At 69.0% G+C, this 12,049-nt stretch carries 14 protein-coding genes; 9 read left to right on the top strand and 5 right to left on the bottom strand.

Translation table 11 applies throughout. The annotated features are described in order from the left end of the window. Positions 1 to 103: 103 nt before the first annotated feature. The 6 genes from ACFXKA_RS01730 to ACFXKA_RS01705 all read left to right on the top strand — a co-directional run bounded on the left by ACFXKA_RS01730 (position 104) and on the right by ACFXKA_RS01705 (position 5,151). Positions 104 to 490, top strand: coding sequence for a hemophore-related protein (locus ACFXKA_RS01730; RefSeq protein ID WP_354830809.1), 387 nt, complete (start codon positions 104 to 106; stop codon positions 488 to 490). Between the two features lie 160 nt (positions 491 to 650). Further along, on the top strand, positions 651 to 1,352 hold the full coding sequence (locus ACFXKA_RS01725) for a response regulator transcription factor (RefSeq protein ID WP_354830812.1): 702 nt from the start codon (positions 651 to 653) through the stop codon (positions 1,350 to 1,352). Further along, entirely contained in the window at positions 1,349 to 2,749 is a 1,401-nt protein-coding gene (locus ACFXKA_RS01720; RefSeq protein WP_379425385.1) for a sensor histidine kinase, read from the top strand. The genes ACFXKA_RS01725 and ACFXKA_RS01720 overlap by 4 nt, the downstream gene beginning before the upstream one ends. 70 nt (positions 2,750 to 2,819) lie before the next feature. Further along, a complete protein-coding gene (locus ACFXKA_RS01715; protein WP_379425383.1) occupies positions 2,820 to 3,980 on the top strand; it encodes a YhgE/Pip domain-containing protein in 1,161 nt (386 codons plus the stop codon). 146 nt (positions 3,981 to 4,126) lie between these two features. Next, positions 4,127 to 4,408 (top strand): hypothetical protein, encoded by a 282-nt coding sequence (locus tag ACFXKA_RS01710; protein WP_354831618.1) that lies wholly within the window; start codon positions 4,127 to 4,129, stop codon positions 4,406 to 4,408. 56 nt (positions 4,409 to 4,464) lie between these two features. Further along, positions 4,465 to 5,151 carry an RDD family protein gene (locus ACFXKA_RS01705; protein WP_354830821.1) on the top strand — a complete coding sequence of 229 codons (687 nt, stop codon included), beginning with the start codon at positions 4,465 to 4,467 and terminating at the stop codon, positions 5,149 to 5,151. Positions 5,152 to 5,229: 78 nt separating this feature from the next. Here ACFXKA_RS01705 and ACFXKA_RS01700 read toward each other — a convergent pair whose 3' ends face one another. Continuing rightward, positions 5,230 to 5,592, bottom strand: coding sequence for an FKBP-type peptidyl-prolyl cis-trans isomerase (locus ACFXKA_RS01700; protein WP_354830823.1), 363 nt, complete (start codon positions 5,590 to 5,592; stop codon positions 5,230 to 5,232). Between the two features lie 90 nt (positions 5,593 to 5,682). Here ACFXKA_RS01700 and ACFXKA_RS01695 point away from each other — a divergent pair, with 90 nt between their 5' ends. Together ACFXKA_RS01695 and ACFXKA_RS01690 are read left to right on the top strand one after the other, a co-directional pair. Further along, positions 5,683 to 6,486, top strand: coding sequence for a TrmH family RNA methyltransferase (locus ACFXKA_RS01695; RefSeq protein ID WP_379425382.1), 804 nt, complete (start codon positions 5,683 to 5,685; stop codon positions 6,484 to 6,486). Continuing rightward, a complete protein-coding gene (locus tag ACFXKA_RS01690; protein ID WP_354830828.1) occupies positions 6,483 to 6,776 on the top strand; it encodes a DUF2537 domain-containing protein in 294 nt (97 codons plus the stop codon). The genes ACFXKA_RS01695 and ACFXKA_RS01690 overlap by 4 nt, the downstream gene beginning before the upstream one ends. A 1-nt stretch (position 6,777) precedes the next feature. Here the strand turns inward: ACFXKA_RS01690 and ACFXKA_RS01685 are convergent, their stop codons facing one another. The 3 genes from ACFXKA_RS01685 to serC all read right to left on the bottom strand — a co-directional run bounded on the left by ACFXKA_RS01685 (position 6,778) and on the right by serC (position 10,147). Next, positions 6,778 to 7,518, bottom strand: coding sequence for a DUF6928 family protein (locus ACFXKA_RS01685; protein ID WP_354830831.1), 741 nt, complete (start codon positions 7,516 to 7,518; stop codon positions 6,778 to 6,780). Positions 7,519 to 7,764: 246 nt separating this feature from the next. Further along, positions 7,765 to 8,790 carry a septation protein SepH gene (gene sepH, locus ACFXKA_RS01680; protein WP_379425380.1) on the bottom strand — a complete coding sequence of 342 codons (1,026 nt, stop codon included), beginning with the start codon at positions 8,788 to 8,790 and terminating at the stop codon, positions 7,765 to 7,767. Between the two features lie 232 nt (positions 8,791 to 9,022). Continuing rightward, positions 9,023 to 10,147 (bottom strand): phosphoserine transaminase, encoded by a 1,125-nt coding sequence (gene serC / locus ACFXKA_RS01675; RefSeq protein ID WP_354830837.1) that lies wholly within the window; start codon positions 10,145 to 10,147, stop codon positions 9,023 to 9,025. 132 nt (positions 10,148 to 10,279) lie between these two features. Between serC and ACFXKA_RS01670 the strand changes: the two genes are divergently transcribed. Further along, entirely contained in the window at positions 10,280 to 11,035 is a 756-nt protein-coding gene (locus ACFXKA_RS01670; protein WP_379425379.1) for a hypothetical protein, read from the top strand. A gap of 80 nt (positions 11,036 to 11,115) precedes the next feature. On the opposite strand, the gene ACFXKA_RS01665 is transcribed toward ACFXKA_RS01670, so the two are convergent. Continuing rightward, positions 11,116 to 11,982, bottom strand: a complete 867-nt coding sequence (locus tag ACFXKA_RS01665; RefSeq protein WP_379425377.1) for a polysaccharide deacetylase family protein — start codon at positions 11,980 to 11,982, stop codon at positions 11,116 to 11,118. Between the last annotated feature and the right edge of the window lie 67 nt (positions 11,983 to 12,049).

The following is a 12,049-nucleotide window of genomic DNA, read 5'->3' as shown; positions in this document are numbered from 1 at the left end:
CTCATCGGCCTCCCATGCGGGTGGTTTAGCGTCGGGCGGGCGCGAATCGCGGGATTCGCGCGCCACCCTTTCGCTCTGCTTGTCGAACAAGAAAGGTCGATGCATGAGCTTCGTCCGTAATCGCCGCGTCGGTGCGCTCTTCGGAGCCGGCGCGGTCGCCGCCGTGGCCCTCGCCCTCGCGCCCGCCACCGCCTCGGCGTCCCCCGCGGATCTGGTTGCGCCGCTACTGAACTCGACCTGCACCTTCACCCAGGTGGACGCGGCCCTGCACGACAAGGCCCCGGCCCTGGCCTCGTTCCTGGACCAGAACCCGGGCTACAAGTCCGAGTTGCAGGCCAAGTTCGCGCTGTCGCCCGAGCAGCGTCAGGCCGAACTCGACCAGTACCTGAAGGACAACCCGGACGCCGCCGACCAGGCCGCGGCCGACCCGCGTGCCGGTGGAATCGCCGCCGCGATCCAGCAGGTCGCCGACTCCTGCCACAACTACTGACCCTCGTCGGACGATACTGATGTGGTGTGCCGCCCCGGTGGCACACCACATCAGGTTCGCGGCCCGTCTCGTTCTGGACCGAGCGGAGCGGGGGAGCGAAGCGGAGGGAAGAACGAGACCTCCAGGGCCGCGAACCGTCCGGAGCGAAGCGGAGGGCAAATTGGATACAGCGGTACCCACTGTCCTGGTCGTCGACGACGACGAGGATGTGCTCGCATCGGTCGAGCGCGGGCTCCGGCTGTCGGGGTTCCGGGTGGTCATCGCCCGGGACGGCGCCGCGGCGCTGCGCAGTGTCAACGAATCCGCCCCCGATGCCGTCGTGCTCGATATGAACATGCCGGTGCTGGACGGCGCGGGCGTGGTCACCGCGCTGCGCGCCATGGGCAACGAGGTGCCGATCTGCGTGCTGTCGGCGCGCAGTTCGGTCGACGATCGGATCGCCGGGCTGGAGTCCGGGGCCGACGACTATCTGGTGAAGCCGTTCGTGCTCGCCGAACTGGTCGCCCGCATCAAGGCGCTGCTGCGGCGGCGCAGCGACGTACCCGCCTCCGCCATCCCGGGCGCGATCACCGTGGGCCCCTTGGAAGTCGACGTCGCCGGCTACCGGGCGCTGCTGCACGGCACCGAGATCGAGCTCACCAAAAGGGAATTCGAGCTGCTGTCCACGCTGGCCCGCAGCGCCGGCGTGGTGCTGAGCCGGGAGCGGCTGCTGGAACTGGTGTGGGGCTACGACTTCGCCGCCGACACCAATGTGGTGGACGTCTTCGTCGGCTACCTGCGCCGCAAACTCGAGGTCGACGGCACCCCGCGCCTGCTGCACACCATTCGCGGGGTGGGATTCGTCTTACGCGCACCCAAATGAACCGGCCCGCACTCGATTCCGCACCACCGCGCCGGCGCCGCCACTCCTATTCGCTGCGCTTCCGGGTCGCGGCGGCCGCGGCGCTGGGCGCCACCATCATCGTGGCGGTGCTCAGCTGGGTGACCGTCACCGCCATCGAGCGCAACAATCTCGGTCAGGCCGATCAGCAGCTGGCGCTGTCCTCGCGGATCGTGCTCATCGAGCCACAACTCGCGGTGACCGTCCTCGACGTGCTCGGCCCCACCAACCAGCTGGCGCTCACCGTGCGCAATGCCGACGGCTCCATGACCAGCACCTCCGTGCAGCTGCCCACCCTGTCGGTGGGTAATCACACCGTCACGGTGGACGGCAATTCCTACCGGGTGCTCACCACCACCGAGAACCAGCCCGCGGGACGCGTTGTCTCCCTGGGCATTCCGACCACGGAGACCGAGCACGCCACCGCGGAGCAGCGGCGGTTCGTGTTCTTCGCGGCGCTGGCCGCGGTGGCGGCGTCGGCCGGGCTGGGCTGGCTGTTCGGCGGCCGCGCGGTGCGGCCCATCGTCCGGCTCACCGAGGCGGTCGATCAGCGCGGGCCCACCGGCGGCCCGAATGCGCAGCTGCCCGTGGACGGTTCGGGGGTCAGGGAGGCCGACAAGCTGGGCGAGGCCGTCAACACCATGCTGGAGCGGCTGGACCGGGCGCAGGCCGAGATCGCCGCGGCGCTGGAGACCGCGCGCGACTTCGCCGCGGTGTCCGCGCACGAACTACGCACCCCGCTCACCGCCATGCGCACCGATCTGGAGGTGCTGCGCACCCTCGACCTCAGCGAGGACCAGCGCCGGGAAATCCTCGGCGACCTGCAGCGCGGCCAGAACCGAGTGGAGACCACCCTCGCGGCACTGGAACGGCTGGCCGCCGGTGACCTCACCAATGAACGCGACCACGTGGTCACCGATGTGGCCGAGCTCTGCGACGCCGCCGCGCACGACGCCATGCGGCACTTCCCGCAACTGAAGGTGCGCATCGACACCGACGCCGAACTCGTCACCCGGGGCCTGCCCACCGGTCTGCGGCTGGCCGTGGACAACGCGCTGACCAATTCGGCGCGGCACGGCGGGGCCACCGAGGCGCTGGTGTCGGCGCACCGGGCGGCGAACGGGCGCATCATCATCTCCATCGACGACAACGGGCGCGGACTGCCGCCCGCGGAGCGCGAGGCGGTGTTCGAACGGTTCTTCCGGGGTAGCCACGCCGCCAAGGGCGGGTCCGGGCTGGGGCTGGCGCTGGTCGCGCAGCAGGCCCAATTGCACGGTGGCCGAGCCTATTTCGATGACGGCACGCTGGGCGGGGTGCGCCTGGTACTGGAACTACCGGACCGCGATGCGCCGCCGGGGCCATCGCCCGGCCGCGGGTGAACGTACCGGTCTTTACCGAACTCTCAGACAACCATCAGAGCTCGGGGCACGCCGCCCCGATACGGTCTGAATGGTGTTCGGAAAACGCGCCCGCTGGGTCCTGATCGTCCTGCTGCTCGCCGCCGCGGTCACCGCGGGCACGATCAGCGTCCTCCGGCTGCGCTCCGCGCCCACCGCGGTCGCGCTCATCAACGGCGATACCGGGCCACTGGGCGCGCGCATCGCAAAGGAGCTACAGGGCAGCGGAACCCGGCACTGGGATGTGGTCGACGAGGCGAGCACCAAGGACTACGCCGCGGTGGTCACGCTGCCCACCGACCTCAGCACCGATATCACCTCCCTGCTCACCGACAAGCCGCACCGGGCGCAGGTCACCGTCACCACCCACGATCGCGCCGACCCGAACCTGGTCAACGACGCGGTGACCGAGGTGACCAAGAAGATCAGCGCCGCTGGGCTGGACACCCTGTTCGCGACCATGAACACCGCGCGCCTGCAGGTGTCGCAGATCGCGGGCACCTCGCAGCTGCTCAGCGCGGGCGTGCAGGCGGCCGCCGACGGGGCGCAGCAGTTCTCCGGCGGCGCCGACCAGATGATGGACTTCCTGAATCAGGCGAAATCCGGTGCGGGACAGCTGACCTCCGGCATCGACGCGCTGAACTCCACCCTGAGCGCCGCCACCGCGCAGGCGAATCAGCTTGCCGCGGCGCTGGATTCGACCGGCGTCACCATGGGGCAGGTCTCCCAGGCGGCGAGCACGCTGTCCAACGGTCTCGACTTCGTGGTGCCGCTGCTGCAGGCGCTGCCGTTCGCCGATGATCCGCGGCTGGCGAATGTCATCACCCAACTGCAGGGTCTGCAGAACGTGGCGAATCAGGCCAACACCCAGCTCAGCGGCTTCGCCAATCTGACCGGCACGCAAGTCACTCCGGATACCCAGGTCGGGCAACTACTGCGCGACGCGGCCGGTCGGCTGAACGACGCGAGCACACAGCTGAATCAGGGCGCGTCGCTGGCACAGAGCATTCCGGCCGTCGCCGATCAGGCCGGTACCCAGCTGGTGGCGGCCATGCAGGCGCTGACCGGTGGCGTCAGCCAATTGCAGGCCGTGACCAAGACCTTGGGCAATCAGGCCGGTCAGGCGATGGGCGCGCTCCCGCAGCTCGGGGTGCCACAGCAAACGGCCATCGCGGCTGCCCTCACCGACCCGGTCGACATCGTTCGGAAATAACGTTCGCAAACAATCAGCAACATTCGGCGATTCACCCGGATAGACTCTGCCCGGATTGCTCTAATCGACCCGTTTCGGAAGCTCCACCGCTCTACCGCCCCTGGCTCCACCTAGCGCCCCGGTACCGGAGAGGAACGATCGTGAGCATGCTGATGGCCGCGCATGACATGTACGGCACGGTTCTCGCCCAGTTCGGCAACCCCACCGCGGAAACCCCGCCCATGGCCGACAAGATGATGAAGATGTTCCGCTACTTCACCTGGTTCACCCAGATGTCGGGCGTCGCGGCCATCACCTACGGCGGCGGGCGCTTCGCCTGGGAGAAGTGGGGCGGCGGCTCGGCCTCCCCCAAGATGGTCGCCAACGCCATGATCGGCGGCGCGACCGCCACGAGCGCCGGAACAATCATGAACGCCATCGTCGGCTAGGGATTCGGGAGACAATGCGGGGGCCCAGCCCCCGCATTCCCTCTGGGGAGGAACCGATGACCTACGGCAACGATCCCTACTCGCAGCAGCCGCAACAGCCCGGATTCGGGCAGCAGCCCGGGTTCGGCCAGCAGCCACCACCCGGTTACGGGCAGCAGCCACCACCCGGTTACGGGGGACAGCCACAGCCCGGGTACGGGCAGCCGGTGGGCGGCTACCCGGGTCAGCCCGGAGGCTATCCGCCAGGACCCGGCTACGCCGCGTATCCCCAAGCGCCCTATGCCAGTTGGGGCGCACGGGTCGGGGCGTTCCTCATCGACCGGCTGATCATCGGCGTGCCCGCGGCCATTTTCTACGGCATCGGCTTCGCGGTCGGGTCCAAGGACATGAACTGCACCACCGACTCGACCGACTCCTCTTACAGCACGTCCTGCTCGGGCGGGCTGTCCGCGGGCGGGATCGTGCTGGTGCTCATCGGCGCGGCCATCGCGATCATCGGCGGCCTGTACCTCATCTATATGGAGGGCACCAGCGGCCAGACCCCCGGTAAGAGGCTGCTGGGCATCAAGCTGATCCGCGAGGCCGACGGGCAGCCCCTGGGCTTCGGCATGGCCTTCGTCCGGCAGATCTGCCACATCGTCGACTCCCTCCCCTGCTACCTGGGCTGGCTCTGGCCGCTCTGGGACGCCAAGAAGCAGACCTTCGCCGACAAGATCATCAGCAGCATCGTCGTGAAGGTGTGAGTTCCGGCAACGCAGACAACCGTGCCCGCCGCGCTGAAAAGCACGGCGGGCACGGCTTTTTCGTCGACCGGGGCGTCGTCAGTTCACGACGTCCAGCAGGTCGATGATGAAGACGAGGGTCTTGCCGGCCAGATGGTGGCCACCGGCCTCGCCGTAGGCCAGCTTCGGCGGGATGGTCAGCTGGCGGCGGCCGCCCACCTTCATGCCCGGGATGCCGTCCTGCCAGCCCTGGATCAGGCCGCGCAGCGGGAAGACGATGGACTCACCACGGTCCCAGGAGGCGTCGAACTGCTCGCCGGAGTCGTACTCGACGCCCACGTAGTGGACATCGACGGTGTCGCCGGGCTTGGCTTCGGCGCCGTCACCCACAACGAGGTCCTTGATCACGAGTTCGGCGGGGGCGGGACCATCCTGGAACTCGATTTCCGGCTTGCTGCTCATGGGCTGTCCTCTTCGATAGATCGGAATCGGGTCTCGATCACCTTATGCCCCGCGCATTCGCCCGCCCGCAGCGGAGGCGAAAATGTCCCGGTGGCCGAAGTGATCGATATCGACGACCCGGACGATCCGCGGGTCGCCGAATTCCGCGACCTCAACAATGCCGATCGACGCCCCGACCTGCCCGGCGGCAAGGGATTGGTGATCGCCGAGGGAGTGGTGGTCGTGCAGCGCATGCTGGCCTCGCGATTCACGCCCTTCGCATTGTTCGGTGTCGCGAAGAGATACGAGCAGCTCGCCGAGGAGCTGACCGGAGTGGAAATTCCGTATTACCGCGCCAGCGCCGAGGTGATGGCGCAGGTCGTCGGATTCCATTTGAATCGTGGCGTCCTCGCGGGCGCCTATCGGCCACGTGAACTCACCGCCGGCGAGCTGCTCGCGGACGCGCGCACGGTGGCGGTGCTCGAGGGCGTGAACGACCACGAGAACATCGGGTCGATCTTCCGCAATGCCGCCGGATTGGGTGCGGACGCCGTGTTGTTCGGCGACCGCTGCTCGGATCCGCTGTACCGGCGCGCCGTGCGGGTCTCCATGGGCCACGTGCTGCGGGTCCCCTTCGCCCAGCTGCCGCCCTTCCCCGCGGGGCTGAACCTGCTGCGCGACAACGGCTTCCAGATCATCGCCCTGACCCCGAACCCGAAGGCCGACACCCTCGCCACCGCCATGACCGGCGAGAAGGTGGCCCTGCTGCTCGGCGCGGAGGGCCCCGGCCTCACCGAGGAGACCATGCGGGCCAGCGACATTCGTGCCCGCATCCCCATGACGGCGGGCACCGATTCGCTTAATGTGGCGACCGCAGCCGCCATGGCCTTCTACGAGAGAGTGCGTGCCCAGTGAGCCATCCGCCCGACGGACCGTATGGATACGGCTATTCCGAACCCACCCCGTGGGCCAGCGGCATCGCCGTGGTCGTCATGGTGGGCGCGCTGACCGCCGTCGGCGTCTACTCCTTCGGCGCGGCGCTGGCCCAGATCCATCCGGTGCTGTCGGTGGCAGTCAACCTGATCGCGGTGGGCGGGGCCGCGCCGACCGCCTGGCGCTGGCGCTACGCCCCGGTGACCCGCTGGGTGATCGCGGGCCTGGGCGCGGGCGTGCTGCTGGCCTGGCTGGGCCTGCTGCTGTTCTGAGTCAGGAGACCCGGTCGCGGCCGCGCAGCCAGCCCAGCAGTCCGCGTTTGCTGCCGTTGTGCTCGACGGGCGCCTCCGGCACGACCTCCACCAGCATCGGCGCCTCGCCTCGGGGAAACAGCGAGAAGCCGCAGACCTCGATCCGGTCGGCGGTCAGCGCCTGCTCGGGATCCCGGCCTCGATACCGGAAGCCGAGCCACTCCTGATTGGCGGCGTCGGCGAAGTCCGGCGGGTCGAAGGGCAGCAGCTGCGGGTCCGGCAGTTCGCCGGGCGCGAGGTGGATGGGATGTTCACCCGCCCAGTAGGGCCGCTCCCACACCCGCGGCATGCCCTCGTCCTCGAGGATATTGACCCGGGTCGCGCTGAAGGAGCGGCGGAATTCGCCGCGTTCCCAATGCGCGAACGCGCCCCAGCCCAGGGACAGGTCGTAGGAGATCAGGTAGGTCTGCTCGGAGGCGAGCGGACGTACCAGCAGCTCCGGCAGTCTGGTCGGGCGCGCCAACGCGGCCTGGGTGGAGCAGACGACCGTGACGCCGGGATAGCAACCGATATAGATGGATTCGCGATCCGGCCCCGCCCACACCTTCATGGTGCCCGAGGCGGCGGGCACCACATCACGGTCCGGGTTGAGCTGTTTGGCGAGTGCGAAGGCGGCGTCCGGGTCGGGTCCCGGGTGCGCACGCAGCACGGCCACCGGATCGGGGGCGTCGACGTACCACAGGGACGAGACCGTTGATGGCACCGACGTCACCTCCCCTCAGTCACTGCACACAGGATGGCTACTTTTGAGCAAACATCCGGCTGCCGATCGCTGGCATCGACGTGGGTCGACCCGGCACTGACCGCCGACTTACTGAATCTACCCCCGCGAGGGCCGAAATATCGCCGTTGCCAACCTTGTTTCGCGGCGCGGCGCAGAGCGGATGGCCGACGGATTCAGCAACCCATTAGCATCCGAAAAGAATTCGAGCGGCCTACCCGGCAGGACTCAGTGACCGGAGGACCGCACGCCTAGGAGTACATCCTCCCAGGACGGCATCGGCGCCTTGCCGCCCCGCTTAGCCCGATTCGGCTTCTGCGCGTTGGCCTTCGCGGCCGGCTGCGCCGGGGCGGGAGCCGGTTCCGCGGGCTCGGCGGCAGCCGCCGGGGCCGGAGCGGGTGCGGGGGCAGCGGGGAGCGCCGGAGCGGGCTGCTCCTTCGCCGCCGGAGCGGGCGCGGGGGCGGCGGCGGTGGTCACCGGCACGGTGCCGTCGCCGACCGCGGCGCGCTGCTCGAAGTAGTCGTCCACGTTCTGCTGCTTGGCGACTCGCGCCGGCGCGGACTCGTAGTCGGGGGTCCGCTCCTCGCGCGGGGCGGGCGCGGGCGCCGGCACCTCGTCCACCACCGGGTCGGTCTGGTCCGGCAGGATGGTCGCCAGGCCGCGCAGCGCCCGGCCGAAGTCGGGATCGATCAGGTCCGAGGCCGGATCATCGAGCGGCACCACCGAGCCGCCGTGCGCGTCCGGCTGGTAGCGCCAGTGCGCGGCGATCACGGAACGGCCCGCCTGCCACTGCAATTGGGCTACCCAGTAGCCCTTCTCGTCCTTCCAGGCGTCCCATTCGGCGACCTCGATATTGTGGCCGCGCTCGGCGAAGGCGGCCGACACGATCTCGATGAGGGTCTCCACGGCGGGACCGTCGTTGCGGACCGGGTGCGCCTTCTGCGCCAGCTCGGCGGCCCGGGCGCGTTCCAGCAGAACGGGATACGCGAAACGCTCCACCCGCGACAACGGCATACCCGACTCTTCGGTGACCTGCTCCACCGACGCACCGGCACGGATACGGGCCTGGATATCGCGAGGACGCATCGTGGCTTCCGTTTCGATCTCGATTTGGCCGAATCGGGCAAGATCTCCGCGGGCAGCGGCGCGCAGTTTATCGTCGGCGGCGAGCCGGTACTTCTGGCCGCTCTCGGTATCGATGCACACGATGTGCGTGGAATCGGGCGTCAATCCGATTACTCGAAGTTCACGCACCGTTACCTCCTGTTCGCTGCGCAACTCACAGCTATAGCTAGGCTCGCGACACCGCCCACGTTCTGGAACAGTAGTGCACTTCTGAGAATCATGGGGCAAGACACGCGGCGCGGAAATCTGTTCCCAGACTTCCGCGCCGCATTAGTGTGATCGATTCGCCTCAGCGGCGAAACCGGTTTCACGATCTCCCGAAGATCGTGGGAGACCCGTGAACCGATGTCGTTTTTACTGCTCAGGCCAGCTTCTCGACGACCCAGTCGACGCAGCGGGTCAGCTGCGACACATCGTCGGGGTCGATGGCCGGGAACATGCCGATGCGCAGCTGGTTACGGCCCAGCTTCCGGTACGGCTCGGTGTCCACGATTCCATTGGCGCGCAGCACCTTCGCCACCTGCGCGGCGTCCACGGTGTCGGCGAAGTCGATGGTGCCGACGACCTGCGAGCGCAGCGCCGGGTTCTGCACGAACGGCGTTGCGTACGCGCTGGTCTCGGCCCACGAGTACAGACGCGAGGACGAGTCGGCGGTGCGCTTCACGGCCCAGTCCAGGCCGCCGTTGCCGTTCAGCCACTCGATCTGGTTGGCGAACAGCAACAGGGTGGCAAGCGCCGGGGTGTTGTAGGTCTGGTCCTTGGTGGAGTTGTCGATCGCGATCGGCAGCGAGAGGAATTCGGGGGTCCAGCGACCCGAGTTCTTGATTTCCTCCACCCGCTCGAGCGCCTTGGGGCTCATGAGCGCGATCCACAGGCCGCCGTCGGAGGCGAAGCACTTCTGCGGGGCGAAGTAGTAGACGTCGGTGTCGGCGATGTTCACCGGCAGACCGCCCGCGCCGGAGGTGGCGTCGATGGCGACCAGCGCGTGCTCGGAACCGGCCGGGCGCGACACCGGAATGGCGACACCGGTGGAGGTCTCGTTGTGGGCCCAGCCGATCAGGTCGGCCGACGGGTCGGAGGTCGGCTCGGGGGCGTCGCCCGGCTCCGACTTCACCACGATCGGGTCACCGATGAACGGGTTGCCCTTGGCGACCGAGGCGAACTTCGAGGAGAACTCGCCATTGCTCAGGTGCAGCGACTTCTCGCGAATGAGGCCGAAGGCGGCGGCGTCCCAGAACGCGGTGGTGCCACCGTTGCCCAGCACGACCTCGTAACCGTCGGGCAGCGAGAACAGGTCGCGCAGGCCGGAGCGCACCCGCGCCACCACGTCCTTGACCGGCTTCTGCCGATGCGAGGTACCGAACACCGAGGCGCCGGTATCCACCAGGGACTGCAGCTGCTCGGGGCGGACCTTGGAGGGGCCGCAACCGAACCGTCCGTCGGCGGGCTTGAGATCGTCGGGGATGGTCGGGAACGCAGAGGTCATGGCGACAAGGGTAGAGGTGCTATCACCCGCGCTCACGCCCGGGTCCGGTCGGAAAAACATTCCCACGAGCGGGTTCGGCAAACCGCGGGTATCGCTGTGTCGGGCACCACACAGCGATTACGGTGTACCGCCATGGACATGGCCGCACACGAGCGACCGCGCAGCGCTTCCGACCAACCGCCCGATTCCGGGCCCGGCGCGCCCCCGACCTCCGGTCGGCAGCGCCGCGGTCCGCAGGTCGCGCCAGCCCCGCGCATCGGCCTGCTGGCCCGGCTGTCCTCGCAATTCGGTTCCCGTGGCCTCGCCCGCCGCGGGCCCGCGCTCGACGACGCCGCCCGGCGCGAACTGCTGCTGCACGGCGTCGAGGGCGTCGCGACCGTGCTCGGTGTACACGGCACCGCCGAGGCCGAGCCGGGGCCGGAGTTCTGGGTGCGGGTCCAGCTCGAGGGCCGGCATGCCTACGAGACGCGGGTCCGGCAGCGGGTGAACGCGGCCGAGCGGCAGTGGATGCAGCCCGGCGATGTGGTCTGCTGCCGGGTCGATCCGGGCGATGACGACCGGGTGGTGCTGCATCTGCCCGCGTCCGAGGAGACCTCGCGCACCAATATCGCCAAGATCCTGGCCGACGGCCGCCGCGCCCGCGCCACCGTGCTGACCGCGACACCGGTCGCGGCCGACTACACCGGCAGAGACGATCCGGTGCTGCGGCTGGATCTGGAACTGCACGCCTGGGACGAGCCGGGGCCGTGGCGGGTGCGGGTGGTGCAGCCGGTCCCCCTGTCCGCCCTGGAATTGGTGGATCTGGGCCGGCATCTGGAGGTCGCCTTCTTCACTGTCGACCGCGGCGAATCCGTCGCGGTGGACTGGGCGGCCTCGCTACCCGGCTGACCGCCGGGCCCGAAACGCTGCGACTCGTACTCGAAACGCGGTGGCACCTGCCCGAAAGGCTGTGGCACCTGCCCGAAAAGCTATGGCAGGTGCACGAATTGGAAGCCGTTGGACTTCAGGGCGGGCAGCGCGGCGAGCATGCCCGCGCCGGTGCCCGACTTGGGGCGGTGCATGTGCGCCAGGGAGATGCCGCCGGTCTTGGCGGCCGTCATGTTGTTCTGGACCTGGGCGGCGGTCGCGGTGGCACCGAAATCGGCGTTGACCGAGAAACCGACCGCGGTCTCGCCCAGGTCCTTCACGATCGCCACGGCCACGTCGTCGTAGTGCGCGGTGCCCGCGCGGAAGAAGCGGGGCGCGCGCCCGGTCAGGGCGGTGATGCGCTGGTGGTTGCCCCACACCTCGTCCACGGCCGCCTGCGGGGAGGCGGTGCCCTTGATCTCGTAGGCGGCGCGGCCGTTCACCGACAGCGGGCAGTGCGCGGTGCCGTGATTGCCGATCTCGAAGAGCGGGTTGGCGGCCAACTGCCCGGCGCGACCGGGATTCGCGTCGATCCAGCGCTTGTTCAGGAACAGGGTGGCCGGAATCTGCTGAGCCTGCAGGAAGGCCAGCAGGTTCTCGTCGATGTCGTTGTTGCCGGGGCCGCCGCAGGCGTCGAAGGTGACCGCGAACTGCTTGCCCGTGGCATTGAACCCCGTCACGACGCCGTCGAGGTCCATGCCCCAGCCCTGCGGCTGCCGACCGGCATACTTCGCGGCCACGGCGTCGGGCGACACCGTGGCGGCGGGTAGCCGCGCCGGCGCGGTGGCCGGATCGGCCGCCGCGTGCGGATCGAGGATGCGGTCGGACGAATTGCCGTTCGCCACACCGCATCCGGCGGTGACGAGGCCTGCGGCGAGCGCCGCGCCCGCGGCGAAGAAGCCGCGCCTGGACAGTCCTGCGTCGAGCACCGGTGCAGGTTATGTGAATCCGGTCGCAGTAGCCAGGACCACGATCATGATTGTTCCAACCGTTGCG

Source organism: Nocardia sp. NPDC059228 (genome assembly GCF_042754245.1).
GTDB lineage: Bacteria > Actinomycetota > Actinomycetes > Mycobacteriales > Mycobacteriaceae > Nocardia.
This window is presented reverse-complemented; position numbering and strand designations above follow the sequence as displayed.

Excerpts from the sequence above, each read along its gene's own strand:
- ACFXKA_RS01670 (WP_379425379.1), top strand. The coding sequence starts at position 10,280 with ATGGACATGGCCGCACACGAGCGACCGCGCAGCGCTTCCGACCAACCG.
- ACFXKA_RS01730 (WP_354830809.1), top strand. The coding sequence starts at position 104 with ATGAGCTTCGTCCGTAATCGCCGCGTCGGTGCGCTCTTCGGAGCCGGC.
- ACFXKA_RS01715 (WP_379425383.1), top strand. The coding sequence starts at position 2,820 with ATGGTGTTCGGAAAACGCGCCCGCTGGGTCCTGATCGTCCTGCTGCTC.
- ACFXKA_RS01720 (WP_379425385.1), top strand. The coding sequence starts at position 1,349 with ATGAACCGGCCCGCACTCGATTCCGCACCACCGCGCCGGCGCCGCCAC.
- ACFXKA_RS01700 (WP_354830823.1), bottom strand. The coding sequence starts at position 5,592 with ATGAGCAGCAAGCCGGAAATCGAGTTCCAGGATGGTCCCGCCCCCGCC.
- serC (WP_354830837.1), bottom strand. The coding sequence starts at position 10,147 with ATGACCTCTGCGTTCCCGACCATCCCCGACGATCTCAAGCCCGCCGAC.
- ACFXKA_RS01710 (WP_354831618.1), top strand. The coding sequence starts at position 4,127 with ATGCTGATGGCCGCGCATGACATGTACGGCACGGTTCTCGCCCAGTTC.
- ACFXKA_RS01705 (WP_354830821.1), top strand. The coding sequence starts at position 4,465 with ATGACCTACGGCAACGATCCCTACTCGCAGCAGCCGCAACAGCCCGGA.